The 26517-nt window shown below is 69.0% G+C and carries 26 protein-coding genes and 1 pseudogene; 14 read left to right on the forward strand and 13 right to left on the reverse strand.

Annotated elements, in window-relative coordinates; translation table 11 throughout:
- Positions 1 to 38: 38 nt before the first annotated feature.
- Positions 39 to 464 (reverse strand): hypothetical protein, encoded by a 426-nt coding sequence (locus tag ACKTSN_RS01755; protein ID WP_409467439.1) that lies wholly within the window; start codon positions 462 to 464, stop codon positions 39 to 41.
- Positions 465 to 837: 373 nt separating this feature from the next.
- On the opposite strand from ACKTSN_RS01755, the gene ACKTSN_RS01760 reads away from it, so the two are divergent.
- A complete protein-coding gene (locus ACKTSN_RS01760; RefSeq protein ID WP_409467440.1) occupies positions 838 to 1095 on the forward strand; it encodes a hypothetical protein in 258 nt (85 codons plus the stop codon).
- A gap of 242 nt (positions 1096 to 1337) precedes the next feature.
- On the opposite strand, the gene ACKTSN_RS01765 is transcribed toward ACKTSN_RS01760, so the two are convergent.
- Entirely contained in the window at positions 1338 to 1712 is a 375-nt protein-coding gene (locus tag ACKTSN_RS01765) for a hypothetical protein (RefSeq protein ID WP_409467441.1), read from the reverse strand.
- 240 nt (positions 1713 to 1952) lie between these two features.
- On the opposite strand from ACKTSN_RS01765, the gene ACKTSN_RS01770 reads away from it, so the two are divergent.
- A complete protein-coding gene (locus tag ACKTSN_RS01770; RefSeq protein WP_409467250.1) occupies positions 1953 to 2801 on the forward strand; it encodes an IS5 family transposase in 849 nt (282 codons plus the stop codon).
- Here the strand turns inward: ACKTSN_RS01770 and ACKTSN_RS01775 are convergent.
- Positions 2749 to 3183: a hypothetical protein gene (locus ACKTSN_RS01775; RefSeq protein ID WP_409474704.1), complete on the reverse strand. Its 435-nt coding sequence runs from the start codon at positions 3181 to 3183 to the stop codon at positions 2749 to 2751. The two genes, ACKTSN_RS01770 and ACKTSN_RS01775, sit on opposite strands and share 53 nt — an antisense overlap.
- 1 nt (position 3184) lies before the next feature.
- The gene (locus ACKTSN_RS01780) at positions 3185 to 3967 is read right to left on the reverse strand and encodes an SPFH domain-containing protein (RefSeq protein ID WP_409467442.1); all 783 of its coding nucleotides are present in this window, start codon (positions 3965 to 3967) and stop codon (positions 3185 to 3187) included.
- Between the two features lie 669 nt (positions 3968 to 4636).
- Between ACKTSN_RS01780 and ACKTSN_RS01785 the strand changes: the two are divergent.
- A pseudogene (locus ACKTSN_RS01785) lies at positions 4637 to 5098 on the forward strand (TetR family transcriptional regulator); the annotation flags it as partial.
- A gap of 666 nt (positions 5099 to 5764) precedes the next feature.
- Positions 5765 to 7063 carry a hypothetical protein gene (locus ACKTSN_RS01790; protein WP_409467443.1) on the forward strand — a complete coding sequence of 433 codons (1299 nt, stop codon included), beginning with the start codon at positions 5765 to 5767 and terminating at the stop codon, positions 7061 to 7063.
- Between the two features lie 177 nt (positions 7064 to 7240).
- On the opposite strand, the gene ACKTSN_RS01795 is transcribed toward ACKTSN_RS01790, so the two are convergent.
- Positions 7241 to 8194 carry a TIGR01777 family oxidoreductase gene (locus ACKTSN_RS01795; protein WP_409467444.1) on the reverse strand — a complete coding sequence of 318 codons (954 nt, stop codon included), beginning with the start codon at positions 8192 to 8194 and terminating at the stop codon, positions 7241 to 7243.
- A 110-nt stretch (positions 8195 to 8304) separates the two neighbouring features.
- On the opposite strand from ACKTSN_RS01795, the gene ACKTSN_RS01800 reads away from it, so the two are divergent.
- Complete coding sequence (locus ACKTSN_RS01800) at positions 8305 to 8958, forward strand: hypothetical protein (protein WP_409467445.1); 654 nt, start codon at positions 8305 to 8307, stop codon at positions 8956 to 8958.
- A gap of 184 nt (positions 8959 to 9142) precedes the next feature.
- Here the strand turns inward: ACKTSN_RS01800 and ACKTSN_RS01805 are convergent, their stop codons facing one another.
- The 4 genes from ACKTSN_RS01805 to ACKTSN_RS01820 all read right to left on the reverse strand — a co-directional run bounded on the left by ACKTSN_RS01805 (position 9143) and on the right by ACKTSN_RS01820 (position 14684).
- On the reverse strand, positions 9143 to 10111 hold the full coding sequence (locus tag ACKTSN_RS01805) for a helix-turn-helix domain-containing protein (protein ID WP_409467446.1): 969 nt from the start codon (positions 10109 to 10111) through the stop codon (positions 9143 to 9145).
- A gap of 142 nt (positions 10112 to 10253) precedes the next feature.
- The gene (locus ACKTSN_RS01810) at positions 10254 to 10646 is read right to left on the reverse strand and encodes a hypothetical protein (protein ID WP_409467447.1); all 393 of its coding nucleotides are present in this window, start codon (positions 10644 to 10646) and stop codon (positions 10254 to 10256) included.
- 315 nt (positions 10647 to 10961) lie between these two features.
- Positions 10962 to 12092, reverse strand: a complete 1131-nt coding sequence (locus ACKTSN_RS01815) for a site-2 protease family protein (RefSeq protein WP_409467448.1) — start codon at positions 12090 to 12092, stop codon at positions 10962 to 10964.
- Between the two features lie 156 nt (positions 12093 to 12248).
- Positions 12249 to 14684 (reverse strand): SpoIIE family protein phosphatase, encoded by a 2436-nt coding sequence (locus ACKTSN_RS01820; RefSeq protein ID WP_409467449.1) that lies wholly within the window; start codon positions 14682 to 14684, stop codon positions 12249 to 12251.
- Between the two features lie 88 nt (positions 14685 to 14772).
- Here ACKTSN_RS01820 and ACKTSN_RS01825 point away from each other — a divergent pair, with 88 nt between their 5' ends.
- A complete protein-coding gene (locus tag ACKTSN_RS01825) occupies positions 14773 to 15135 on the forward strand; it encodes a DnaJ domain-containing protein (RefSeq protein WP_409467450.1) in 363 nt (120 codons plus the stop codon).
- Here the strand turns inward: ACKTSN_RS01825 and ACKTSN_RS01830 are convergent.
- Both ACKTSN_RS01830 and ACKTSN_RS01835 read right to left on the reverse strand, forming a co-directional pair.
- A complete protein-coding gene (locus ACKTSN_RS01830) occupies positions 15038 to 16075 on the reverse strand; it encodes a hypothetical protein (RefSeq protein WP_409467451.1) in 1038 nt (345 codons plus the stop codon). The genes ACKTSN_RS01825 and ACKTSN_RS01830 overlap by 98 nt on opposite strands.
- 340 nt (positions 16076 to 16415) lie before the next feature.
- Positions 16416 to 16901 carry an Hsp20/alpha crystallin family protein gene (locus ACKTSN_RS01835; protein WP_409467452.1) on the reverse strand — a complete coding sequence of 162 codons (486 nt, stop codon included), beginning with the start codon at positions 16899 to 16901 and terminating at the stop codon, positions 16416 to 16418.
- Between the two features lie 379 nt (positions 16902 to 17280).
- Here ACKTSN_RS01835 and dnaK point away from each other — a divergent pair, with 379 nt between their 5' ends.
- The 7 genes from dnaK to ACKTSN_RS01870 all read left to right on the forward strand — a co-directional run bounded on the left by dnaK (position 17281) and on the right by ACKTSN_RS01870 (position 23254).
- Positions 17281 to 19158, forward strand: a complete 1878-nt coding sequence (dnaK, locus tag ACKTSN_RS01840; RefSeq protein ID WP_409467453.1) for a molecular chaperone DnaK — start codon at positions 17281 to 17283, stop codon at positions 19156 to 19158.
- Entirely contained in the window at positions 19158 to 19724 is a 567-nt protein-coding gene (grpE, locus tag ACKTSN_RS01845) for a nucleotide exchange factor GrpE (RefSeq protein WP_409467454.1), read from the forward strand. Before dnaK ends, grpE begins: the two co-directional genes overlap by 1 nt.
- A gap of 37 nt (positions 19725 to 19761) precedes the next feature.
- Positions 19762 to 20196 (forward strand): DUF2267 domain-containing protein, encoded by a 435-nt coding sequence (locus ACKTSN_RS01850; protein WP_409467455.1) that lies wholly within the window; start codon positions 19762 to 19764, stop codon positions 20194 to 20196.
- A 7-nt stretch (positions 20197 to 20203) separates the two neighbouring features.
- Positions 20204 to 20545: a hypothetical protein gene (locus tag ACKTSN_RS01855; RefSeq protein WP_409467456.1), complete on the forward strand. Its 342-nt coding sequence runs from the start codon at positions 20204 to 20206 to the stop codon at positions 20543 to 20545.
- Between the two features lie 133 nt (positions 20546 to 20678).
- Entirely contained in the window at positions 20679 to 20816 is a 138-nt protein-coding gene (locus tag ACKTSN_RS01860; RefSeq protein WP_409467457.1) for a hypothetical protein, read from the forward strand.
- A gap of 67 nt (positions 20817 to 20883) precedes the next feature.
- On the forward strand, positions 20884 to 21768 hold the full coding sequence (locus tag ACKTSN_RS01865) for a universal stress protein (RefSeq protein WP_409467458.1): 885 nt from the start codon (positions 20884 to 20886) through the stop codon (positions 21766 to 21768).
- Positions 21769 to 21904: 136 nt separating this feature from the next.
- Entirely contained in the window at positions 21905 to 23254 is a 1350-nt protein-coding gene (locus ACKTSN_RS01870; protein ID WP_409467459.1) for an acyltransferase family protein, read from the forward strand.
- Positions 23255 to 23359: 105 nt separating this feature from the next.
- On the opposite strand, the gene ACKTSN_RS01875 is transcribed toward ACKTSN_RS01870, so the two are convergent.
- Both ACKTSN_RS01875 and ACKTSN_RS01880 read right to left on the reverse strand, forming a co-directional pair.
- The gene (locus tag ACKTSN_RS01875; protein WP_409467460.1) at positions 23360 to 24229 is read right to left on the reverse strand and encodes a GNAT family N-acetyltransferase; all 870 of its coding nucleotides are present in this window, start codon (positions 24227 to 24229) and stop codon (positions 23360 to 23362) included.
- Between the two features lie 111 nt (positions 24230 to 24340).
- A complete protein-coding gene (locus ACKTSN_RS01880) occupies positions 24341 to 24967 on the reverse strand; it encodes an esterase/lipase family protein (RefSeq protein WP_409467461.1) in 627 nt (208 codons plus the stop codon).
- Between the two features lie 452 nt (positions 24968 to 25419).
- Between ACKTSN_RS01880 and ACKTSN_RS01885 the strand changes: the two genes are divergently transcribed.
- Positions 25420 to 26403, forward strand: coding sequence for a hypothetical protein (locus tag ACKTSN_RS01885; protein ID WP_409467462.1), 984 nt, complete (start codon positions 25420 to 25422; stop codon positions 26401 to 26403).
- Positions 26404 to 26517 lie beyond the last annotated feature (114 nt).

Raw genomic sequence — 26517 nt, forward strand, 5'->3', positions numbered from 1 at the left:
GATGTCGCATTGCCGTCGCCAGGACTGGGTGAGCGATATCACAGCCGTGGTCGGTGCGGAGTCGGCACAGAACGGACGACAGCCGTCGGTCCCAGGGAGGCGGACCGTAGGTGCTCGATCTCGGCGTGCTGGGCTGCAAGTTGGCTGACTGCTCGCTGCTTGAATTCGGTGAGCTGGTTGATCACGGACTCCTGGCGGGCGAGGTGTGCGCCGAGTTGGTCGACCTCGTGCTTGAGTCGTTCGATCTGAGCGCCGCGCGGGTCGGCGATGGTTCCGGCCTGTTGTAGGGCGGCCAGGCGGCGCTGGAACTCCCGGGCGAGGTGCTGGTAGGGGCCGGGGCGGACTGATCCATCCGCATTCCGTCTGGGGTAGAAGCCGGTCCGGGTGACTCCCGGCTCCTGGGCGAGTGTCTTGGGGTCGCAGCGCTGGTGTGGTTGGAGCTGTCCGGACAGCACTCTGTCCATGGCTGCTCAGATGGCGCGTTCGTTGCGGGCGCGGTCCTCTTCGGTGATGCGGCCCATCAGATCCGTTCTCCGTGGTCGGTGCTGGCGCCTGCGGCGGCGTCGATCTCGGTGACGACGCGTTCCGCTTGTGAGGCGGCTGCGGTGAGTCGCGCGCGTTCGGTCTTCTGGGGGCGGAACAGACCTTCGATGAAGGCTCTGCTGGTGCGGATCGTCTCGGCCCAGACCGGCCGGTGGCAGGGGTGGTGGGTGGCCTGTGAACAGCGGGCGGAGTCGCAGAGGCCTGCGAGGGCCGGTCAGCCTTCGGCGTGCCGGCCAATTGGAGGCACAGAGCCTTGCTCGGGTCGGTGAACCAGCAGTAGTTCGCGGTGCCGAGGTGCAGGGTTCTGGCACGGGCGGACAGCATGACACGGACCTCCTCGTCGCTGCCCCAGACCGATGGTGCAGTGTCGACGGCGCTGCGTTCACCGTCGACGCTGGTGAAGAACTCGATGAGATCGCGGGCTCCCGGACCGGACGGCATGACGCCGCGCTGGTAGTTGCGGTACTCAGCGAGGAGGAGATCCTCCTTGTGCTGCTGCTCGTGCTCGTTGATCTCGGCCAGGAGGCGGGCCTGGGCTCCGCCTGGTCGTGATAACGGTGCAGTCGGGTATTGGAAGTGTCCGAATGCCCTGGTTGGGGTGCCGGAGATCAGCGGAAGCACAGTAGAGGTCAGGTCGGCAGTCTTGCGGTCACCAAGATCACCGATGTGCCCACCTGCTTGGCGGCCGCCTCCGGAGGCCGTCCGCACGCACCCGCACGTCTTCGCTCCTGCGCGTTCGCTCTTCACTGCGATGCCGCCCGGTCGCTATCCGTCCCATTGCTCAGGACGGCCTGTCACGCGCCGATCAACTGACCGAGCTGGGTCACGAGGTCCGCTGTCGCACTCCCGGCCACAGCGATCGCCGCTGGACCGGCCGCAGCCTTCATCTGGCGCCATGCCCGCCGCATCAAGCCGACGTCAGGTGCGCGGCCTTCCTGTTCAGCAGCTACAAGTTCCCCTTCAATGACCTCAGCCTCCTCGATCAGCGATTGATTCGAAAGCTGGCCTGCTTGTCGTTCTGCACGAAGCACTTCCAGGAGTTCAGCGATCACGACCTGAGCTCGTCCGGCGCTCTCCGGATCCAACCCTCGGTTGTCTTGGATATTGTGATCTCCTTGTTGCACATTTCCACCGGAGATCTCCTGCCTGCCAATATTCCAGTTACTCATTTTGTCGAGTCCCCCGCTGATCTGAGAAGCCGTATCTCAACCGATCATGGAACGTGCGGGTCGAACAGGTTTCCCGCCGGGGTGATCTTCCCGTTGTACGCGCATGAAGACAGGGCCTCTCGGTAGCTCGGGGATGCGAATCTAACCGAGCAATGCCGGGAGGCCCTGGTGTCGTTGTTGTACGCGTCCGAGCCCGTCCAGTTCAACTCGGCTGCACCATCGTGTGATTGCCTCGCGCACGTGTACGGCAACGCGGCCGATCATCCCGATCGGGTGCGCCGGTATCCGTCGGACATGACGGACGCGGAGTGGGCGGAGGTCCGGCCTTTGCTGCCGGTGCCGGCCTGGCTGCAGGGCAGAGGCGGGCAGCCCGAGGGCTATTGCCACCGCCAGATGCTGGACGCGATCCGCTATTTGGTCGCGGGCGGGATCTCGTGGCGGGCGATGCCCGCGGACTTCCCCGCATGGGGCCGGGTTTACGCCTTCTTCCGCCGCTGGCGCGAGCACGGGCTGATCGCCGAGTTCCATGACCGGCTGCGTGGGACGGTCCGTGAGCGCGAGGGCCGTGAGGCCGAGCCCACGGCGGGGATCATCGACGCGCAGTCGGTGCGGGCCGCCGCGACGGTGCCGGCCTCCTCACGCGGCTACGACGGCGGGAAGAAGGTGCCCGGGCGAAAGCGGCACATCGTGACCGACTGCCTCGGCCTGCTCCTGGTCGTCGCGGTCACCGCCGCGAACATCGGCGACCGGGACGCCGCGGCGGGCCTGCTGCAGCGGCTGCGCCGTCTGCACCGCGACATCACCCTCGTCTGGGCCGACGGCGGCTACACCGGCGGCCTCGTTGGCTGGTGCCGGGACAAACTCGCCCTGACCTTGGAGATCGTCAAGCGCACCGACGACATGACAGGGTTCGTGGTGCTCCCCAGACGCTGGGTGGCAGAGCGCACGTTCGCGTGGTTGATGAACTCCCGCCGTCTGGCCCGTGATTACGAGACTCTGCCCGCTTCCAGCGAGGCGATGATCCGGTGGTCGATGGTTACGCGGATGGGCCGGCGTCTGGCACGTCCACGGGCCGCCGGCCGGCGCTGAACATCCCCGACGTCTCCTGCAGGAGCCACCCCCGCTCTGCCAAGCGCCTGGCCTTCGAGCGCACCCCCTCGACCTTCGCCGGCGTCGTCCCCAGGCCCAGCCCCACCGCGATCTCCTTGGCCTTCGCCGGCCCCCTGCCCGCTGACCGCCGCTCCTCCAGCACGCCCAGAATCCGCTGGTAGTCCGGTGCCAGCACCGACACCGTCAGCCCGTCCCGCCAGGGCGGCACCGTCGAGCCCGGCACCGGCACCGGTGAGCACGCCGTTTCCTGCTCCGCCTCGGTCACGGCAGTCGCCTCGGCCGCGGACGCGGCCAGGGCCTCGACCAACTCCTCCCGCGCGATCACTCGCCGGTCCAGCTCGATCTCCGCGGCCTCCAACACCTCAGCCAACCGCGCGGCTTCCTCCCGCAGACCCTCCACCCGCACGCGGGCAGCCGCCTCCCGCTCCTCCAGCATTCCCAGCACCGACGCCACCGCGCACCCCTCGGTCATGAAGCGGACACAAGACGCCGCATGCCTCCCTCACCCCGAGCGAAACCATGCCTGACCAGCAGAAATCAAGGGATCGCGTTCGGTTGAGATACGGCTTCTGATGGGCGATCTGGCCGTTGGGAAGGACATTCATAGTCATGTGCGGAGCGTAGAACTGTGCAGAAGCCCCGCCGTGCTGAGCAGCCACGCGAGCTTCGTCTTCGACATCGCTGGTCTTAACCTCACCAAGCGTCAATAGGAATTCGTGCAGGGTAAGACCCCATCGTTGGGCCCGCGGCGCGAGCACGCAGCGGACCGACTCGGCGATTTGCTGAAGCGACAGGCGTGCGTCGGCAGCAGCCAAGTTCGCAAGGGCATAGGTGAGTTCGTATGCGGCATGACGCTCAAGTGCATGAATGTAGCTGGCCGTGCCATAAGTTGCCTTGACTGGATCGGTGACGCTGTACTGAATTGTGAACTCGACGGGCAGATCGGTGCCGTCATACATCGAGACGATGCGCAGCGGGAATGGAACTGTCTGCTCCCGCAAGTCAATGCGGTTCCGTATCGTGTCCACAAACGGCGTGATGGTGTGCAGCCCGGGATGCAGAGTCCGGCTGTAAAGACCAAAGCGTTCGACGATGGCAGCTGATCCGCTCGGAATCACTTGAAGCATCCGGACCGCGTAGCCCATGCCGCCAACTGCGGCAAGAGCGCCGCCTACTAACCATCGCCGTCGCATAGCACCCCCCGTCGCGCCATATGATCGCTGATATCGCAGACCGGCGCCATGGCTTCGGTGAAGACACCCGGCGCTCTGACCGCCGAACACGTGATCGCAGGCTGGACGGGCTGGCGCTCGGGAGGATGTCCAGACTTGTCGTCGGCCCGGGATGAGGGTCGGGCCGACAGCGTGACGGGCCCTTGCGTAGTAGGTCCGACGACGGGCCACTCCGATCACCGTAAGCGTCGGCGGCGTAGGCGGTCCAGTCCCCAGCTGATGCCTTCTGCCATTGGACGACGACTTTGTGGACTCCGAGCATCCGGGCGAGGATCGCGGCGGGGAGCTCGGTGGCGAGAGTGAACATCGCGGTGGACCGGCCCTGTTTGGGCCGGATCCCGATGCCGTGGAGGCGTTTGTCGATATGGCTGTCGGTGAGAGGGGGTCCAGGGTGCCCTCCTGGGAACAGCCAGGGGACGTCGTCCGGGGTGCCGATCTTGGCCTTGCCGCGGCGGGTCGCGACGAGTTCGCGGACCAGGCTGTCCAGCGGCGCGGGGAGGACGACCGGCGAGGTGCCGAACGTGATGGAGACGGCGCCGTCGTCGATGTGGACGTCGTTGACGGTGAGTTGGCTGATGGTGCCTCGTGGTGCATCGCCTCGCCGACCACGAGACCGAGGCCGCCCGGGTGGTGCGGGCCCGCCCGCCTGGCACCGTCCCGCTGACCGCACTGCGCGAGCGCTTCCTCACCGGGTTGCGCGAGCGGGACCCGATCACCGGGCTCAACGACCATCCCCAGGTGCGGAGGGTCCACCGGATGATCCTCGACGCGCCCTCACTGGTGGCCCGGATGGAAGGGTTCAAGACCGGCGCCGAACGCGCACTCGCCCAGGCGTTGCAGGAAACGGCAGACACTCCGGAACTCACCGCGCGGCTTGCTGCCGTCCAAATCGTCGCGGTGCAGTGGGCACTGGCACAGGACAACGCCGAACGCCTGGCATACGGGGAACCCGCCGACGAGCGCTATGCGGGTGCCGTGGAAGACGCCGAGCACGCGTTCACGCTGCTGGAGAATGGCTTGCACCATCTGACCCAGCGGCAGTGAAGTAGGGCCCTGCGAGCAGCGAGCGCCGATATCGCGGACGCGATCCGCTGCGGTGTGCGGACCGGCATCAACGGGTTCCCCCTTCCTGACGGGACAACGGGTCATCACCTGTGCCCCAGGGTCGCGGCCGACGAAAGGAAGACACGCCAAGATCTCTCGGGGCACGGGAGATCCGAGAGCGGCGAGCACGATATCCCAGCTCGAGCGGCAGTAGTTGCAGCCAAGAAGCCCGTGCCGCGAAGTTCGAAGGCTGCACGTCAACTTCGAGGAGCACCGCATTCGTTCCAGCCGGTGCAGTTCGTGTCGTCCGATCAACTTCAAGAGTTGCCGCGTGACACTTTCAGGACAACCCGGCAAAACCGCCACCGGGTTCAGGGGGTTCTCTGCTCCGCGGGCTGCGAGGTGGCCGTCGCCTGCTCCTTCCCCAGGAGAGCTCCGGAGGCCGGCCATCTGATTACGGAGGGCTCGAGGATCCCGTGCTTCCTGCGTGACTTCCTTGTGTCGACGCTGTGCCCGATACGGCGGTCCCGCGCCGGACGGAGCGTCACCCATGGCTTGACTCCCTCTGGAGGTTCGCCGGGTCGCTCCACTTGACTGGCATGGACATGCCCGAGTCGCAAGGGGGATCACTGTGATTTTGAATCAGGCCGGACGTTACGGCGCGGCATGGCGCTGGGCGCTGTCGGCGCCGCTGTCATGGCAGGTCTGACCATGGCGGGACCAGCTCAAGCGGCAGACCGTCAGGGAGCGGGAGAATCGATCGGCGGTGTCACGGCCGAGGTCGGCGGCGGTTTCGTCGAGGCTGACTGGGCGGATGTCGGCGGAGCCGTTTCGTACCTCGCCATCGACGAACGCGAGCACAAGGTGCTGTGGTCCGGCAAGGAGTCACAGGCGAAAGTGCCCTTACGGAGCGGGGACTCGGCGGATCTCCTGGTCGCGGCCGTCGGCAAGGACAGCAACACCTCTGTCACCAGGATCCTGGCGACCAATCCGCCCGCCGGCACCCGCCTCGAGCCACTGGTCTCGGTCAGCACCCCCGCAGGCACCCTGGTGTCGTGGCAGCGTGCGGAGGGGGTCCGCAGTTACCAGGTCACCGGCGGCGGACTCGGCGGGCAGCGCAGCCTCTCGGCAGACAGCGCCACACTGAGCGTGCGCAGCACGCGGGTGCTCGGTCAGGAGGGCCGAATCGAGGTGATCGGGCAGACGCCCGAGCCGAAGAGCCGGGAGGAACGGCAGCCGCCGGGGCAGCGCTACGGTGTCGAGCTGACCGCGCCCTCGACCAAGCTCTCCCAGGTGTCCGCCGCGGCGAAGCCGGGCGACGCGGTGCCGTTCTCACCGACGGGGATCACCTCCACCGTCACGGACTACGAGACGTTCATTCCGAGTCGGTACCTCGATGCACCGGAGAGCTGGACGGACTTCCCCTGCGAGGGTGAGCTGTTCGGACCCGACTACTGGTACAGCGGCGACAACCGCCAGGTCGGCCACGACACCGGCAAGTTCCGCACCAGGGCTGCGTCGTACCGGTTCTGGACCGCGCCGGGCTCGGACTGGACGAGCGAGCGCATCTCGCCGACCAACCGTTACATCCGGGTCCTCCCGGAGGACGGCGGATGGGCGTACGACTCCACACGCACCGCCGACGGCGACGACTTCGACGTGCGCAACATCAGCAATGACGGCAGCTACGCGCGTACGGTCATCGAGCACGATGTCGGCAACCCCTACTGCACCTCGCTCGCCGGCATCACGTACGCCAACCAGCAGGACCTGTATCAAAACGGCGGGCACTACATCTACGGCTCCCACGACAAGATGCCGGACCACCAGTTCTACCGGACCGACTACTACAGCCCTGAGGACGAGACGCCGGTCGAGTCGCTGATCTTCCACCACGAACTGGAAGACCCCAACTGTCTCGTGGGGGTCGTCTGCGGGTCGTGGCGGTATCAGTACGTGCGCTGACCACCCGACACCGACACCGGCACGGCACCCGGTTCCTCGAGGAGCCGGGTGCCGTCGCGTCGTCCCGGCGGCTGGGAGCTGGCCTGCGGCTTGGGCGCCGGAACGTTGTCGCCGTAGCGTCGAGCGCGGTCGGGCTCCTGGCTGCGTGTGCCGGTGCCGGCCGACTCCCCGGACCGCTCAGGTACGGGATCGCTCCTGACGCACCCGCCGCACGAGGTCGACCGCGGCCTGCGACCACTCGGGGTGGTCGAACGCGAATCCCGCTTCGAGCAGCCGACCCGGCACCACCCGCCGGCTCTTGAGCAGGAGCTCGGTGTCGGAGCGCAGCACGAAGGCGCCGATCTCGGCCATCCACTTCGCCGCCGGCAGGCCCACAGGGATGCCCCGGGCACTGCGCAGCGCGCCCATGAACGCCCGCTGCGGCAGGGGGCTGGGGGCCGCGAGATTGACCGGTCCAGCGACATCCTCCCGGTCGATCAGAAACTCCACCGCGCGAACGAAGTCCCGATCGTGAATCCAGGACACGTACTGCGCGCCGCCCGCGACCGACCCGCCGAGGCCGAGGCGCGCCAGCCACAGCAGGTAGTCGAAGACGCCACCACGATCGGGGCTCATCACCATCGCCGAGCGCAGGGCCACCCTGCGGGTATGCGGTGTCCTGGCCCGCTCCTGCTCCTGCTCCCACTTCTTCGCGATCTCAACGCTGAAGGCCCAGTAGCCGGGAACACCGGGTTCGGTGCCACCGATCATCCCGGTCGCCTCGTCGTGGGGCTCGTTGAAGCGGTGGGCGTAGATGGTGGCGGTGCTCATCTGCAGCCAGACGCGGGGAGGCCGCCGGGCAGCCGCGATCGCCTCGCCCACAACACGCGCGGAGTTCACGCGCGAGTCCATCATCTCGCGGAGGTTGCCCTCGGTGTAGCGACAGCTCACGCTGCGGCCGGCCAGATTGATCACGACGTCACTGCCGTCGATCGTCTCCGTCCACGGGCCGAGCGTTCTGCCGTCCCACCGGACGTCACGGTCACGCACCGGCCGTCTGGTCAGAACCACGACCTCATGGCCCTCGGCGGTCAGCGCACGGTTCAGGATGCCGCCCACCTGACCGGTTCCCCCCGCCAGAACTACCTTCACCCAGGCCCTCCCTCACCCTGTGCACCGAGACCACGGCCTGCTCGCAGCGGCCTCCCCGGCATGACCGTACAGGTAGGCGGGCCGGCCACGTTTCGCTGCTCTGACTGGAATTGCGTGATCAGCGGAGTCGACGGCTGTGGCCGTGGCATCTTGGGCGAATGATGCGCAGAGACGAAGAGGAGTGGCTGGCGACTCAGCGTCCGTCGCGCGTGCGTGAGGTCCAGGCAGGTCGCCTGGCCTGGACCGAGGTCGACCTGATCGACATCGAGGGCGGCTTCGCGCATCCGTTGCGTGACGGGCTGGAAGTCTTCGGCGTCCATGTGAACTATCTCCGGGTCGGCCAGCCTCGCCATCTGGTGGCGGCACTGGACGGCAGCCGACCGATCGCACCGTATGTGATCGTGTCCTGCCACGGCGACGAGGGACGCATCCTGATGGACGATGTCGCCGAGGAACTGGCCAGATTCCAGCCGTTCAACGGTGCCGTCGGCCCGGACCGAGTACGCGAACATTTCCACCTGCCGGGCAGCGTCACACTCGTCACCGGCTGCGACACCGGGGAGCCGGCACTCGCCGACGCCTTCCTCGACGCCGGCGCCGGCATGTACATCGCCCCGCGCGGCGCCCCGTTCGGCTATGCGAGCGTATTCGCCCCGTTGTTCTTCTTCTACGAACTCACCGAGCAGCGCACTCCCATGGAGGCCGTCGAACGCCTTCGCGCGCACGATGACGAACTTGCCATGTGGCAGCTCTATCGGCGCTGACCCGCAGGCCCGCGGCCTGTCCGGGCGGGATGCTTCGGGGAGCTCGTGGCGGGGTGAGATGGGAGTCCGGACGGCGCATCTTGTCCACGGGGAGCGTCAGGGCCGGCGTGCCCAGAACAGGGCAGGCCCGCCGTCGCCCTCCGGGATGAACTCCTCACGCTCGACTGTCAGGCCGGCCTGGTGGTCAGCCCGTCCGGACCAGGAAGCGCTGATCGTCCGCGCCCGTACAGGGCTCCTCGATCGCCTCGGCCCCCTCGACGGTGTCGTCGTCGACCAGGCCGAGGCAGCGGCTGCTGTTGGCCGGGCGGATCCGGAATCCCTCGGTCTCATCAGCGCTGACGGGTTCCAGGCGGAACAGGGTGGCTTGGGCACAGTCGTTCCGAGGTTCGAGCATTCCCTTGACCTCGCCGGTGCTCATGACCGTCAGGCACCCCTTGCCCTCCACAGGGTGGTGCCACTGGATTCGGTACAGACCCTCGCCGGCCGGTTCGAGGTAGGTGCGCGGCACGGTGATCTGGGCGCAGGGAAGCTGGACCGCGACGGCGTTGTCGTAGGCGCCGTCGCGGTCGCGTCCGTCGGTCAGGCAGAGGTCGGGCGTACGGGCGGGGCGGATGGTGACCCAGCCGTCGGCGGGAGATCCCTGTGTGTTGGCGGTGCCGGAGTCGTCGGGGATCAACCCCCAGGCCACCACGGCGAGCAGTGGGACGATGAGGGTGGACGCGAGCGCCACTGTGCGGGCCTTGAACCGGCGTGGCTGAATGCCCGCGACTTCTGCGTTCTGCGGTTGAGGCCGGCGTTCGAGGTGCGGCGGCCGGTCCTCGTCCGACTGGTCACTCGTGCTGCCCGCGGGTGCCGTTGCGGGCACGACGGGGGTGCGTGCGGCGATCTGGTCCCTGGCGTCCAGCCAGAGATCGACCCGCTCTCCCTCCCCGCAGGCGCGCACGAACGCGGCCAGCATCTCCGGCCGCGGCAGGTTCGTCCGTCGCAGGACGTCGGACAACGTGCTGCGCGCGAGCACGTCACCGTTCCGGGCTGCCCGCTCCTCCAGTTCGCGATAGGTCAGCCCAGAACGTTCCTTGAGCTGCCGCATCGATTTGATGAAGCCGACAGCGTCCTGCGCCTCGCACGGCGACGACTCCCCCTGGTTCCCCATGGCGTCAGTGTGCTGGGGACATGACATGCGAGGCAACGGCCGATTCCGCCGTGTTCGCTCTTGGCGAGCACAGGAGGCTGCATCCGCCTGGTCGAAGGTGCCTCCCTGTACTCCCTGGACAGGCGTCGTCGGGAGTGGGTGCTCAGTATTGGAAGGTGTTCTGGTCGCAGTAGCGATCGGTGCCGTACGCGCCGTCACGCAGGCACACACGCAAGGTGTAGGTGCCCCTCATCGGGCTGTACGAGCCGTCGATGCACTTCCCGCTGCCTTGCGAGGCGTGCAGAGTGTGGACGTTTCCGTTCGGCATCGTGAGGTGAGAGACCGTGCGCAGGCCGTCCGGCGTTCCCTGGTCGCAGGTGAGCTGCTTCAGGCTGGTGCCCGTCGTCACGGTGCTGTAGCCCCAGCCTTCGCTGGGCGATTCGTAGGAAAACGTGATCCACTGCTCTGCGGCATGCGCGGGTGATGCGGCAAGGGCCGTGGCTGCTGCTATGGACACAGCGGCAGCGGCCATCGAAGCCGGGCGGCGCAGTCTCATTTGCCTTACTCCTTGTACCTCTCGACGGATGGCGTATCCGGTTCCGGTCGCTAGCCATAGTCATGCCCATGACAGCTTGCGACCTCTTGGGCTCGGCCATCCGATGACGGGAACCACTGCCGCGGAGGCAGTGCTCGCCGAGCTTGCTGGCCCAGGACCGGTCAGGACAAGAGCAGCCGGCTGTCCCGGACACGACGCTGCTGTCCGGCCTGGTCAGAGCCTTGTCCGGGTTTTGGGCCGGACCTCCTCCGAGACCGTGCCGTGCAGGTCGTACGCCGACGCCTGCGGCACGTCCCGCCGCCGTTGAACGGCCATTCAACGGCTGTCCGTCCCGCGCAGTGCGTGGCGCTGGACGATCCGAGAGACGTCACGCATGGTGATGATGCCCACCAGGTTCGGTCCGTCGGTGACGAGGATGCGCATGCCGCTGACCGGGCGGAGCCTTTCGAGCACCTCTTCCAGGAGGTCGTCCGGCGCGCAGGTCGTGCACTGCGACAGCGGGGTCGCCACGTCACGCACGCGCTGTGTTCCCCGCTGCGGCGCGGGGATCCTCGCGAGCCGCGGCAGGTCGAGCAGGCCGCTGGGGCGCCCTTCGAAGTCGATCAGTACCAGCATCGAGTGGCGGGCGCGCAGGGCCACCTCCTCGACGCAGCGTTCCACGGTCCACCAGTCCGGGCAGGTCTCCACCGGACTCGACATGGCATCGGCGGCTCGCACGCCGCGCAGAGCCGGGGCGAGTGCGGCGCGTCGGCGTTCCGCGCCGGCGACGATCAGAACGAACAAGCCGAGGAGCATCAGCCACAGACCGCTCAAGGCGCCGCGCAGGAGGGAGATCCAGCCGACGGCGATCATCAGGATGCCGAGGACCTGGCCGCTGCGTGCGGCTGCCCGTTCGGCCCGGTCGCGGTCGCCGGTACGCCACCACATCAGCGCCTGTACCACCCGGCCTCCGTCCAGCGGTGCGGCCGGCAGCAGATTGAACACGCCCAGGACGAAGTTCACCCACCCGAGCCAGACCAGGACGGCCGACGGCACCACCCAGCCGGACAGCGCGTCCAGCCCGATGCCCGCCCCGAGCGCCGCCGCACCGACGACCAGGCTGGTGAACGGCCCGCTCACGGCCACCAGGAAGGCCGCCCCGGCCGCGCGCGGCTTGCCCATCTCGGTCATCCCGCCCAGTGCCCAGAGCGTGATGCTCTGGACCGGGATGCCCTTCCTCCGCGCCGTGACGGCGTGGGCGGCCTCATGAGCCAGCAGGCTGCCCAGAAGCAGCAGGGCCCCCGCCAGGCCGGCGACGGTGTAGGCGGTGTTCGACTGGTCCGGAGTCCAGGCGGGGAGCGTCTGGCTGCCCAGGCTGTACCCGAAGAGCACCACGAGCAGGGGCACGGTCCAGTGGATGCGCAGCGGCACCCCCAGAACTCGTCCCATCCGTACCGAGCCGTTCATCGCCATCTCCTGCGAACCGAAGCAGGCGGTCCTCCATCCGAGCCGATACGCCGGGGCGTACAAAGGGACCGGATCAGCGCGGTGTCCGTCTACTACCAGTCTCGCTCGGCAAGGGGCGGTCGCGGAGGGAGTGCCGGTGGGTCGTCGCCGACGTGGCTACGTCGCCGTGCTGTCTGTGTTCTGCTCAACCCAAACGATCTTGCCGTCGTCCGTGTAGCGGGTCCCCCACCGGTCGGAGCACCGTGCGACGAGGAGCAGCCCGCGGCCGCCCTCGTCAGTGGTGCGGGCGTGCCGCAGCCGCGGAGATGTGCTGCTGCCGTCGGACACCTCGCACGTCAGGACGTGGCTGCGAACGAGTCGAAGTGTCACGGGCGGCTTGCCGTGCCGGATCGCGTTGGTGACGAGCTCACTGACGATCAGTTCGGTGGTGAATGCGGCGTCGCTCATGTCCCATGTTGTGAGCTGCCGGGTGGCGAGGGAGCGGGCTGTGGAGACCGTGGCCGGATCGCTCGGGAGGTCCCACGACGCGACGTGGGCGGGGTCCAGCGCGTGTGTGCGGGCGACCAGGACGGCGGCATCATCGTGGGGCCGAGCCGGGACGAGTGCGTCGGTCAGCGTTCTGCATATCGCCTGCACAGAGCCGGGAGAACGGGCGAGCAGGGCGGTCAGGCGCTCCTGGCCGCCCGGGTCGTCCGGCTGCTGTGCCCGCTGGAGCAGCCCTGGGGTGTACAGGACGAGCATCGAGTTCTCGGGAAGTTCGAAGTCCTCCTTGCCGAACGGCGAGCCGGGGCAGCACAACGCGTCGCCGGCCGGACCGCCCACAGTCCCTACGGTGCCGTCCGGACGCACGACCACGGGCCAGGGGTGACCGGCGGTGGATACCGAGCAGCGCCGGGACACGGGATCGTAGATCAGATAGAGGCACGTGGCGCCGCACTCCGGCCCATGGGCAGACGTTTCCGTGTCCTGTACGGAAGATGGCTGGTCGTCGCTCCCCGTGAAGCCGTTCGCCCTGCCCGTCCGGCGCACCATGTCATCGAGCCGGGCGAGCAGTTCATCCGGTTCCAGGTCCAGGTCCGACAGGGTGTGCACCGCCGCCCGAAGCCGTCCTGCCGTGGCGGCAGACTCTATGCCGCGACCCGGCGCGCGGCCCGCCACGAGGGCCACCCGGGCCCCGGAGAGCGGTATGGCGTCGACCCAGTCGCCACCGGATCCCGCGGACACGTATGCGTGCGCCACCTCCAGCGCCTGCTGTGGTGGAAGCCCGCCCGGGCGCAGGATGTGCTGCAACGCGACCAGGGAGTTGTGCTCGCGCAGGTGCCGGCGGGCGTTGTCCAGGCACTCGGCCGCGCGCCGGGCGAGTTGCGCGGCGAGGGTCAGATCATCGCGCTCAAAGGGCCTGCGTTCTCCCCAGCGGCAGAACGTCACGAGCCCGAGGGCCCGGTCGTGAGCGACCAGCGGCGCGACGATCAGCGAGTGGACTTCTTCGCCGGTTCGCCCGGGCGTTCTCAAGCCCTGCACAATGTGCCGTCCCAGCGAGGACAGCGGGTCGACCAGACGCGGTTCGAGATCGGCCAGGGCCTCGATGGCGGCCGCACCTGGGACCGCGGCATCGTCGTCCGCAGCCGTCCCCCGGGACTCGTCATCCCGGGAACGGGAAGCCGCCCGGCGCAGCACAGCATCGTGTCCCACGGGCCCTGCATCCAGATCCTCGCCCGCCAGCACCGCCTCCAGCACATCGACCGCGACGCTGTCGGCCGGCACAGGCACCGACACCTCCACCAGACCCCGGGCTGTGTCCAACGCGTCGAGCGTGGAGCCGATCCGGGTGCTGGCCCGAGCGAGCACGGACAGCCGCTCGTGGGCCAGGTGGCGGTCGGTGACATCGACGGTGGCGTCCGCAAGGCCCAGGATCCGGCCCTGAGCGTCTTCCAGACGGAAAACGGAAGCGGAGTAGACGTGCTCGTGCCGTGGATCGCCCGGGGGACGGACCCGCTTCTCGACGCCGATCGCCGGCTGGCCTGTGGCGAGCACCTGTTCCATGACCCGCTCCACCATCTCCACGGCGAAGCCGGGCCACACCTCCGTCGGGCGCCTGCCGACAGCTTCCTCGACCGAGGTGCCCTGCATTCCCTTGGCCGCGGGATTGAACCGGACAAGGCGCAGCTGAGGGTCGAGGAGGTACAGACCCGTAGGATTAAGGGTGAAGAGCGTCTCGAGAAGCGCCCGTTCGCGCTCCTCTGTCCCGTCCGGTTCCGCAGGCGCAAGCATCACCTCCCAGCCCGTGCCCGCGTCACCCACGCGCTCGGGCCGGACGGCCAATCGGCACCTCACCAAACCGCCGTCGCGGCGCCGCAGCACAACAGCGAAGTCCTCGCCACGGGCCGACGGACGCTCAGCGGCAGCCATCCCGACCAGCAGGTCCACTGCCGAGCGCCCCAGTACCTCATCCTTCGGGTAGCCGAGCAGCCTTTCTGCCGCCGGGCTCCACCCGGTCACCAAGCCCTGCTGATCGACCAGAACGTGAGCCCGCTCCCGCGCCAGGGGCACATGAGCCGGGCCACCGCGGCCGGTGACATGCGACGCACGCATAATGATCAGCTCTCACTCACCACAGTGCCTTGGACTCATCCCAGTGTCCTCCAAGGCCCACGTACGCGACATCGGAGCGGCTTGGCCAATGCCCGGGCAGCGGCCGCGGCGCGACCACTACGCGGTCCTCGACGTCCCACGTGACGCGTCCGCCGGGGAGATCACCTCCGCCTGTCGCAGGCTGGTGCGGTCGCTCCATCCGGACGCCCGGCCGGAGGATCCGGCAGCAGCGGATCGCCTCGCCGACGTCCTCGCCGCCTACGACACGCTGGGCGACGCCGGGCGGGGCAGCCGAGTGTCGCGTACGGGTGCTGGTCGGCCGGTAGCCGTCCGTGTCGTGTCACCGGGCTGGGTCAGCCGCCGCGCCGGGAGCGCAGGAGCTGCTCACCGAGTTCGGCGCCCTTGCGGCTGTTGGCCGGCCCGTAAGGATCGAGGGCCGGGGACGTCGTGATCCGGTCGGGGCTCATGGCGTCGTAGTCCGGCCAGGGCTGCGTTCCGCGCAGTTCCTCGACGGCCTGCAGCACCGCTGCCCGGTTGGCGTGGGCGCGCTCAAAGCTCTCGATGACCGTCAAGTCGCTCTGGGAGAGATCACGCAACTGCTGGGTGATGGCTGTGGCGGACAGCCGGCCGTAGCCGGCGATCGGGAGGTCTTCCTCCCGGATGACGGCGCCTTGCACGTGCTCGGCCAACCGCGTCACGCTCGGCATCTCCCCGGCCGTCCCGGCGGCCGTTCGGCGGGTCTGCTGCCCGCCGGTCCGGGTGGCCTCGCGGATCCGGGCGACGACGGTACGCACGAGCTCTGCAGCCGCCGCGGTGGTGCCGCCGTTGTCGTCGTCCGGCCGGCTGCCGTTCGCGGTTGCGGCGGCCAGGGCCCTGGCCTGTTCGTCGACGGTGTCCTGCAGCGTCTGCAGCAGCTGCTCGTCCTGGCGGCGCAGTGCGGCGAGAAGGTCCACGGCCTCCTCGTCATCGGCGAGGAGGGCGATGCTCTCCGCGGCCCGGCAGGCCATCAGGGCCCGGGCAACGGCCGCGTACTCGCCTTCCGCGTTCTTCAGCTGCTCACGCTCGGTGGCCTGACGCCTCCAGCGCAGAGGACCGCTCGCGATCAGCATGCCGATCTCCAGCGGGATTCTGGCTGTGCGGACCGCGCCGTCGGAGACACTGCGGACGAACTCGGATGTGTCCCGCATCAGCGTCCGCGGGCGGATCTCGCGGGCGTGGTCGTCGATACGGGCCAGGCGGTCCTCGGTACCGGCGACGTGGCGCTGGAGTGTCTGGCGGTACGGGCCGGCGGGGGTGACGGCCAGGTCGGCGCGGAACCGGTCGATGACTGCGGCGTGGGCCTCCCGGACGTCTTCCAGCGCCGGGATGAGCGCGTCCGTCATCACTGTCATTGCCGTACTCCCTTGGTCTGTGGGACAGCAGGGTGAGGCCCTGTCCGCCGGACGGATGCCTGGCGTGGAGCCAGGCCCCGTGATCAGGGTGTGGGAAGGGGCTGAAGATCGCCTGGCGGCCACCACCGTCCCGAGCGGGGGCCGCCCGCTTTCGGCAGGTGACAGGCTCATGGCCGGACCTCAATGGCGGGCTGGGTCCTGACCCGTCTGGGTGACCGGCACACCAGGCGGACGCGCGGGCCGGCGAGGCCTTCGCGCTCACCGTCCTGCCCTCGCGCCCGGTCTCCGGGCACCGGGTGCATGCCCGGGGACCGGGGCGCATGTGCGGGAGGAGGATGCCTCACTCCCCGCTGGTGATCTCGATGTGACGTGGCTTGGCCGCTTCGACCTTGGGGACGTTCACGGTCAGCACTCCGTCTGCCAGGGTGGCGCTGACGCCTTCGGCGTCGACCTCGCCCGGCAGCAGCGTCCGGAACTCGAACCGGCCCGTCCGGCGGGTGCCGCGGCGCAGGACGCCGGCGCGTTCGCGCTCCTTGAACTCGCCGCTGATGGCGAGTTCGCGTTCGCCCATCTCGATGTCGATGTCGTCCCGCTTGACGCCGGGAAGATCGACCTCGATGAGGTAGGCGTCGTCGGTCTCGGAGAGATCAGCCATCGGAGCCCACGCCCCGGCGGTCGGCGCCAGGCCACCGCCGACCGTGGTTTCCAGAAGGTTGCCGATACGGCTGAAGAGGTCGTCGAACTCGGCAAGCGGATCCCCGGCCCAACCAGGGAAGCGCCGTTCGGCCAGCCGACTCCCCGTGCCGCGTCGCACAGGCAGAGTCATCGTTCGTCACCTCCAGAGCAATCTCATACTATTTGCCCCGAATTGGGATACCCGGTGTGTCGTGGGCCTGAACACGTCCCGTCTCTTCTGCCGGCGGCTCGGGTGCCGGAGTGCGGCTGCTGCGCTGCAATCCCTTCCCCGACGCCTGCCACCCGTCACGAAAGCACCCAAGGAGGCAGGAACTGGGGCTTCTTGACAACTCAAGATGCGGACTTTATCCAGACTGTTAGTGGGGTTTACTCCGAATCCGCAGGTGGCGACGCCGGGCGAGGCGGCGCAAACGCTCCGGTGGCCGGTCGCCGGACGGCCCCGGGCGACCCCGTTTCACCAGGCGCCGGCATCTGCCCTCGGTGTGGGACGCAGATGGAGGAGAGGACCAATGACACGTGCAGTGGGAATCGACCTCGGCACGACGAACTCGGTGGTCTGCGTGCTGGAGGGCGGAGAGCCCACCGTCATCACCAACACGGAAGGAGCACGGACCACCCCGTCCGTGGTCGCCTTCGCCAAGAACGGCGAGGTGCTGGTCGGTGAGGTTGCCAAGCGCCAGGCCGTCACCAATGTGGAACGCACCGTGCGCTCCGTCAAGCGTCACATGGGTGATGCGCACTGGCGGTTCCCGGAGACGGGGAGCATCGACGGCAAGCAGTACAGGGCGCAGGAGATCTCCGCGCGGGTGCTGCAGAAGCTCAAGCGGGATGCGGAGGCGTACCTGGGAGAGGACGTCACGGATGCGGTCATCACGGTTCCGGCGTACTTCAACGACTCCCAGCGCACCGCGACCAAGGAGGCCGGGGAGATCGCCGGGCTGAAGGTGCTGCGGATCATCAACGAGCCCACGGCCGCGGCCCTCGCCTACGGCCTCGACAAGGAAAACGACCAGACCGTCCTCGTCTTCGACCTCGGCGGCGGCACCTTCGATGTGTCGTTGCTGGAGATCGGTGAGGGAGTCGTCGAGGTCAAGGCCACGAACGGCGACACGCACCTGGGCGGTGACGACTGGGACCAGCGGATCGTCGACCACCTGGCCAAGCAGTTCAAGAACAACTACGGCGTCGACCTGTCCAAGGACAAGATGGCCGTGCAGCGGCTGCGTGAGGCCGCCGAGCGGGCGAAGATCGAGCTGTCGTCGTCCTCCGAGACCACGGTCAACCTGCCCTACATCACGGCCTCCGCCGAAGGGCCGCTGCACCTGGACGAGAAGCTGACCCGCGCCCAGTTCCAGCAGCTGACGAGTGATCTGCTGGAGCGCTGCAAGACACCGTTCCACAACGCGATCAAGGACGCCGGGATCAAGGTGTCCGACATCGACCACGTCATCCTGGTCGGCGGCTCGACGAGGATGCCGGCGGTGACCGATCTGGTGCGGGAGCTGACCGGCAAGGACCCGCACAAGGGCGTCAACCCCGACGAGGTCGTCGCCGTGGGCGCCGCCCTGCAGGCCGGTGTGCTCAAGGGTGAAGTCAAGGACGTCCTGCTCCTTGACGTGACCCCGCTGTCCCTCGGTATCGAGACCAAGGGCGGCATCATGACCAAGCTGATCGAGCGCAACACGACGATCCCGACGAAGCGTTCGGAGATCTTCACCACGGCCGAGGACAACCAGCCGTCGGTGCAGATCCAGGTCTACCAGGGCGAGCGCGAGATCGCGGCGTACAACAAGAGGCTCGGCATGTTCGAGCTGACCGGTCTGCCGCCGGCGCCGCGCGGCGTGCCGCAGATCGAGGTCTCCTTCGACATCGACGCCAACGGCATCATGCACGTCACGGCGAAGGACCTCGGCACCGGCAGAGAGCAGAAGATGACCGTCACCGGCGGCTCCTCGCTGCCGAAGCAGGACATCGACCGCATGATGCGCGAGGCCGAGCAGCATGCCGAGGAGGACCGGCGCCGGCGTGAGGCCGCCGAGACCCGCAACCAGGCGGAGCAGGTGGCCTACCAGACCGAACGGCTGCTCACGGACAACGCCGACAAGATCCCCGGGGACGTCAAGAGCGAGGTCGAGACCTCGCTGGCGGAGCTCAAGGAGGCCCTCAAGGCCCAGCCGGCCGACGGCGACAACACGGTGGCCCTGCGGCAGGCGACCGAGAAGGTGATGGCGGCGGCTCAGAAGGTCGGCACCGCCATGTATGCGCAGGCTCAGGGCCAGCAGGCCACCGGCAGCGCGGGCGGCGGTGAGGCAGGCGCCACCGGGCAGGACGAGGAAGTCGTCGATGCCGAAATCGTCGACGACGACAAGCGGCAGGAGGGAACGTGATGAACCGCCCCGGCGAGCACCCGCTGTCGATCGTCCGCGACAACCGGCGGCGGGATCCGGGAACCAACCTGGAGCCCCGCCGCCGTGGCGACGTCGAGCCTGCCCGGCGGACCGACCGGGACGTAGGCGAGGCCGACCTCCTGCGCGCGCAGCTGCGCGAGCGCACAGCAGACCTGCAGCGCGTGACGTCCGAGTACGACAACTACCGCAAGCGGGTCCGGCGCGACCGACACGCGGTCGCCGAGATAGCCGTGGCCAACGTGCTCACCGGCCTCCTCCCCGTCCTCGACGCCATCGACCAGGCTCGCAGGCAAGGTGACGTCACCGGCGGCTTCGCACACGTCGCCGCCGTTCTGGAAGGCGAACTCGCCGCCCTGGGGCTGCAGTCCTTCGGCGCGGCGGGCGACCCCTTCGACCCCGCCTGGCACGAGGCCCTCTCCTGCACCCGCTCCGACCACGTCGAACGGCCCACCTGCACCGCGATCCTGCGCCCCGGCTACCGGGTCGGCGACCAGCTCCTGCGGCCCGCTCAGGCAGAGGTCGCCGAACCACCGGCCAGACGATAAGGTGCCCCGCCCTCGCCATCACCACCGGGAGGACATCATGCGCACGAACCAGGACGCCTTCCTGTCCGCTGTCCAAGAACGCGGCGAATACCCCACACAGGCGGAGGCCGAGCGAGTCTCCCGAGTAGTCCTCGCTCTCCTCGGCGCCCATCTGGTGGGCGAGGCGCGCAAGGAGCTGGCCGACCGGATCCCGGAGACGCTGGCGCGGATCCTGCTCAACCCTCTCCAGGCGCATGAACCGCTCCCGCCCGAACGGTTCATCCGGGCGACTGCGGCCTGGATCGAAGGCGCCACCGAGAAGACCGCGGCCTGGGACGTCAGCGCCGTGCTCAGCGTCGTGGCCGACAGCGCAGGCGAAGACCTGACCCATCGGATTCTGCTCCAGCTGCCGCCCGGCTACGACCTGCTGTTCGGCCATCCACAAGGTGTCGAGGGAGGCGGCATGGGTGGCACGGCTGATCAAAGAAGCTGAGGACCTTGTGCTCCGTCTGTCCTGGTGGGAACAGCTCCTGGCCCGGCGCCGCGAGGTCCGGGTGCCCTTTGCCGACGTCAAGGACATGAGGATCGAGCCGGACTGGTGGCGCAGCCTGCGGGGCCTGCCGCGCGGCGGCCGGTGCCGTCCCGGCCGCTGCCTGGGAGAAAGGCTCCACCGCCACGGCAGGGATTTCGTCGCGGTGCGGGCCAACGAACCCGCAGTCGTCGTGGACCTGTGGCCCTCTGCGCCCTTCGCCCGCTTGGCCGTCACCACGCCGGATCCCATCAATGAGACCGTTCGGACCATCCAGCAGCGACGAGTACGTGAGCGCCCGAAGTCGGCCTAGCGGGTCAGCCCGGACCCGCTCTGCCGGACGGATGTGACGTGGCTCCTACCCGAGTTCTTGCACAGCTGCGGAGGATGGTCGCGTTCAGTCTGTCGTCCGGTCGGCGGGCTGGCGGAAAGGAAGAAGTCCGCCCATGTCTGAGCATGTGCACGTCCGCATCAACCGGGGTCTCGGAGTCACCGAGAACGGTGAGCTCGTGGAGCACTCCTCCTGCCGCTGTGGAGCCACCTGGACCAAGACCTACCAGGTACGGGAAGAGGATTCCGAGTAGGGCGTACGCAACGACGTGCGGGACAATGAAGTCATCATCCTGGCGCGTGCTGAAGGCGGTGGGACCAATGACGCTGCCCTTGGTCGTGGGCGTCGACGGGTCGGAGGCCGGCCTCTGGGCGACCGACTGGGCCGCGGATGAGGCGGCCCTGCACGGCCTGCCGCTGCGGATCGTGTACGCCTGCCTGTGGGAGCGCTACGAAGGCCCCGTCATCATGCAGTCCGAAGAGGTTCCCCCGGAGCACGCCCTCGCGCAGGACATCGTCGACCGCGCTGCCGAACGGGCTCGGCAGCGCAATCCGAACGTGAAGATCACGGTCGACATCGTTCCCGACGACGCCGAGGCGGCGCTGTTGCGCGAGGCGCGCCGCGCCACCGCCGTCGTGACCGGGTGCCGGGGCAGAGGACCGATCAGGGGCGCGCTGCTGGGCTCGGTCAGCCGCGCCCTGGCCACGCATGCCTCCAGCCCGGTGGTCGTGGTACGCGGCACCCCGCACAACCGGCAAGGAGCCAATGACCGCATCGTGGTCGGCGTGGGCGATGCCGCGACCAGCACGGCGGCGATACGGTTCGCGTTCCGCGAGGCCGAAGCACGGCGCTGCGCGCTGGACGCCGTACGCGCCTGGCGTCGCCCCGCCCACAAACCCCTGGCCCATCCGCTGCTCGCCGGGAATCCCGCCCACCGCTACGAGGAGCAGGCGTCGGTCCTGCTCGACGACGCCCTGCGCGCCCCGGAGCACGACCACCCCGACGTGGTCGTGGATCGCGTCACCGCCGAGGGCCCGGCCCACCACGTCCTCATCACGCACTCGACCAGGGCCGACCTGCTTGTTCTCGGCGCCCCTCGACGCCACGGGCCTGTCGCACTGCCCCTCGGCCGCGTGCCGCACGCCGCGCTCCAGCACGCCGACTGCCCGGTCGCGGTGGTGCCGCAACGCGCGGCCGCATCCTGAGTCCTGCTCCGGATGCCACCGTCCTCGGCGTCGATGGATTCGTGCACGGCAAGGCGACAACGGGCAGTTGGTGAGCAACGCTCGAAACTCCTGCAAGTACCGGCCCTTGCGGGGCCGGGAACAGAGAGTTGGTCCGGTGCTGAGCGATCTCCGCAAGACGGCCGAGAACACGCCACCGCAGCGTGACCGGTACATCGACCTGCTGCGCGCCGTGGCGATCACGACGGTCGTGCTCGGCCACTGGCTGGTCGTCGCCGTGACCTACGACGAGGCCGATGGTCTCAGCGGATTCAGCGCGCTTGTGGCCGTGCCGTGGAGCCACCCGCTGACCTGGCTCTTCCAAGTCATGCCGTTGTTCTTCCTGGTGGGTGGTTACGCCAACGGAGCATCGCTCCTGGCCCACCGCCGCAGCGGAGGTGACGTCGCGGGCTGGCTGATCACCCGCAGCGCCCGCCTGCTGGGCCCCACGACGGTGTTCCTGGTCACCCTGACGGCGTCCGCGCTGCTCGCCCGCCTCCTCGGCACGGATCCCCAACTCGTGGGCACCGCCGTCTGGTTGGCCTCGATTCCGCTGTGGTTCCTCACCGCTTACGTCGCCGTCGTGGTCCTCACTCCGGTGCTGTACCCACTGCATCAGCGGGTCGGGATGATCCTGCCGGTGGTCCTGGTCACCGCGGTGGCGGCGGCCGACGCGGCCAGGTTCCTGCTCGGACTGCCCTACGCCGCCGCCAACTACCTGCTCGTGTGGCTGGCTGTCTACCAGCTCGGCTTCGTCTGGCGGGACGGCAGGCTCACCGACCGCCGACGGCCGGCACAGGTGATGACGGCGGGCGGCCTGCTCGCGCTTGTGCTGCTCACCGCGGCGGGACCGTATCCGGTCAGCATGGTCGCCGTCCCGGGCGAACAGGTGCAGAACACCGCGCCGCCCACCCTCGCCCTGCTCGCGCTCGCGGCCACCCAGATCGGGCTCGCGCTCCTGCTGCGCCGACGCGCCGATCGCTGGCTGGGCAGGCGCCGCCCATGGCTCATGGTGGTGGCTGTCAACAGTGTGATCCTGACGGTGTTTCTGTGGCACATGGCCGCTGTCGTACTGGCGGCCGTCGCTCTGTACCCGCGAGGGCTGATGGCCCAACCGCCGGTCGGCTCAGCCGACTGGTTCCTGTGGCGGCTGCCCTGGCTGGCATGCCTCCTCCTCATGCTCACGGTGCTCGTGGCCATCTTCGGCCGGGCAGAACGACGTAGTCGGCGGCCACACGGCGACGCAGTACACCGCGACATCCAACGAGGTGGGAAACTCGCACGCCTGGTGCTGACGTACGCGGGACTGGCCACGGTGCTCGTCGGGCTCCTCGGCATCACCACAGCAGGCCGCGCAGACCACGGCCCCCTCGGCCTGCCCGGCGAGGCACTACTGGCCTACTTGCTCGGCGCCGTCATCCTGTGGCTCATCCCCCTGCGCCGACCGAGACAGCCGTTCCCCTCATGACCCGCCGCCTCGCTCGCGAGGACAGGACAGCGGGCGCGACGGGCGATGTCGGCGGCCCTTTCAGGGTCGCTCACACTACCGGGCTCACATGGCAGGTCGCGGGGCTCAGGGGCGTCGGCACTGGTAGGTCCACAGCTCGTCGACGGAGGTGAAGCCGAAGGAGTCGAAGAGCCGGGGTGCGGCCTGGCTGTCGTGGACGGGGTGCGGGGGGTCGTCGACGACGAGGGCGACCTCGCTGGCTCCCTGCTCGGCCAGCAGGGCCAGGGCCTGGCCGAGTAGTTTGTGGCCCAGGCCACGGTGGCGGTGAGTGGGCAGGGTCTCGATCCAGTACACGGTCGCAGTGCCGTCGGGCCCTACGCTGACCACGGCCTCTGCGACTGGCTCCGCCGCCTCGCGGACGATCAGTCGCTGGCCCGGGGGGAAGTCACAGGGAACGACGTCGGCGACCGGCTTGGCCGGGGCGAATTCGGCAGACAGCGCACAGTACAGATAGCAGCCCTGGCGACGGCCGGTGAAGCCACTGCGCAGCAGGGCGTCATGGGTGGCGCCACGGTGGGCGCGGGGCAGGCCGCCCGGCCCCAGCGGGCCTGGCGGGCCACCGACAAATGCCTCGATCAGCGGGCAGGGTGCGAGCTCGGCGAGGGCATGACCGATCAGAGCGCGCAGGGCAGAGGGTTCCTCATGGGCGTAGAGCCAGCAGATCAACCCGGTGTGCACATCGATCCAGGACAGATACGCGATGACGCCCTCAGGGCGGTCCCCGGCACTGGACAGAACGCTGATCTGCGGCCGAGCCGGTATCGCCCAGCCGACCGGGGGAACCAGACCACGCCGTGCGGCGGCCAGCCTCTCCGGGGTGCAGCGTGGCTGTCCCGGCAGCCGGTCGGCATCGATCAGTTCTCGCACCCCCGGTTCGTCGTCGGGACGATACGGGCGTACCGTCGACCCGCTCTTGGGGCTGGGCGAAGAGGCCATGCTGTCCGTCCGCACAGGTGCTGACGTCCTTACCAGCTGTCTTTCAGCGTCCTCCGTTTTGCCCCTCCTGTCACGGGAAACGGCGACTGTGCCCTGGACCGACCCACCGCGCTACGGAGAGCTTCCCTGCGCGGGGCACACGGCGAACGTGACCTGGGCCGCGGCCAGCAGCGCGCGCATCTCGTCGATGACCGGCCGGTGAAGAGGCAGCGTCAGGTGGCCGACGCCGGGCACCAGCACGTTGCGGGCCTTGAGGTCCGGATGGTCGATACGGCCCCGGGCAGCGGGGATGACGGCCTCGTCCAGGTCGCCGTAGAACGCCACGAACCGAGTGCGGCATCCCTCGGCCGGCTCGGCGAGCTCGACCAGCAGCTCGCTTCCCGGCCGTAGCTGGCGCAGCAGCGGATGGGCCGGGGCCAGCAGGGCGGTTGCGGTCCCGCCGTGCGGCGTCGCCAGCGTGATCACCAGCGGCACGTAGGCGTCACCGCCGAGCCGCTGCACGTAGTAGCGGGCGATCAGCCCGCCCAGGCTGTACCCGATCACGACCGCGGCCCGCCCCGCGCCGTGGGCACACGCCAGCTCCACCTGGTCGCCCAGTTTCCGGGCCGCCGTGGGGATGTCCGGGCCGAACGCGTTGCAGGCGACCGGGATGAAGGGGCCCACACCGTCCCCGCGCAGCTCGCGCTGCAGCGGCGGGACGACCGATGCCCCGTCGGCCAGCCCATGCACCAACAGCACCGGAATCCCCGAATCGGTGCGTGGCGGATCACCCGGGCCCGTCGACCGCCAGGGCGTGGCACGACCCAACAGCCCAATCAGCTGCCCGAAACCGTCCGTGGCCATGTCGACCGGGAGCCGGGCCAGACGCACCGCCGCCCTGCCCGCCTCGACACCCACGCCGCGCGCCGGCGACAGCCCCGGCACCGTCAGTTGCGGCCCGAATGGAATGCCCGTGGCCGATCACCTTCCCTGCATGAACCACACTTGCCCTGCCTGGCGGAACACGCTGGATCCATAGAACTACATATGAAACATCGCGCAAGTCGGGCGCCCGGGTGTAGATCGACATATGCCGTGGGTGCGCCGGGCGGGAGATGCGGGGCCGACGGTTTCGGGGCACGGTGGGTGTGGGGGCGGGGCCGGTTTCCGGCCGATTCTTGCCGACCATCGACACATCCGAAGGAATCGTGATGGCCGTAGCCACAGACATGCTTGTTCCCGCGCTGCGCGAGGTCCGGGAGGCCAAGGAGTCGCTTGCCGACCGCTTCAAAGCCCACCTCACGGTCACACCCCCCGGTGAGTACCGGGAGGTCCTGGAGCGCCGCATGGGCGACGCCCGGGGCCACGTGTACCGCATCGACGAACGCCTGGCCACGTTGCAGCCCCGCGGAGTGGTGCCAACCGTTCTGGGGAACGCCTGGCGCCTGACCGAGCAGGCAGCCCGGCTGCCCATCGACGTGGCGATGTCGGTCCCGAGCGTCGTGTTCCGGGGCCGGGGGACGGCATCGGAGCAGCAATTGCTGAAGAACGCCGAGGACGAGTATGCGGTCACCGCGCTGGCCGTGGCGGTCTGCCGGGCCGCAGAGCGCATCGCCCAGGAAGCCGAGGACGCCGCCAGCTCGGAGCTGCTCAGCTCCATCCGCCGTGACGACGAGGAGGCGCTGGAAGAGCTCGCCGGCAGTCTGGAACAGCATGCCGAAGCAGCTGTGGCGGCCGCCGAGACCAGCGAGGGCCCGAGCGCCGGCGGCGCCGCACAGGCGGTCCGCGACTGGAGCAGCTGGCTGCGCGAGACGGCCGAGCGCATGCCGGGCGCGGACCGGTTCCTGGGCGCACCGGAGGGCGCTCTGATCGCGGAGGACGAGTTGCCGATCCCCGACTACCGCAAGCTGAGCACCAGAATGATCCTGGACCGGCTCCCGCGCCTGTCCCAGTCGGATCTCGCCACGGTCGGCGCCTACGAACGGTTTCACGCGGGCCGCGCCGCCGTCCTGGGCAGGGTCGCTGAGCTGCTCGGGCCTGTGCCCTGGCCCGGTTACGACAGCATGACCGCGGACGAGATCGTCAAGCGGCTCGCCGACGCGGAACCGATCCACATCCGTCGGGTGCTGGACTACGAGCGTCGCCATCAGTCACGCTCCACGATTCTCAGGGCCGCCGAACGAGTGCCCGCCTGATCGCGCCGCCTGGCGCCGCGACCGTTTCAGAGCTGACGTCACGCCCTGGGGACCACGCGGCCGGCCGCGTGGTCCCGTGGGCGTCGGTGCTCGTCGGCCGGGGCCTGCAACAGC

Origin of the sequence: Streptomyces flavusporus (genome assembly GCF_046267975.1) — a bacterium.
In the GTDB taxonomy this organism is placed as follows: Bacteria; Actinomycetota; Actinomycetes; order Streptomycetales; family Streptomycetaceae; genus Streptomyces; species Streptomyces flavusporus.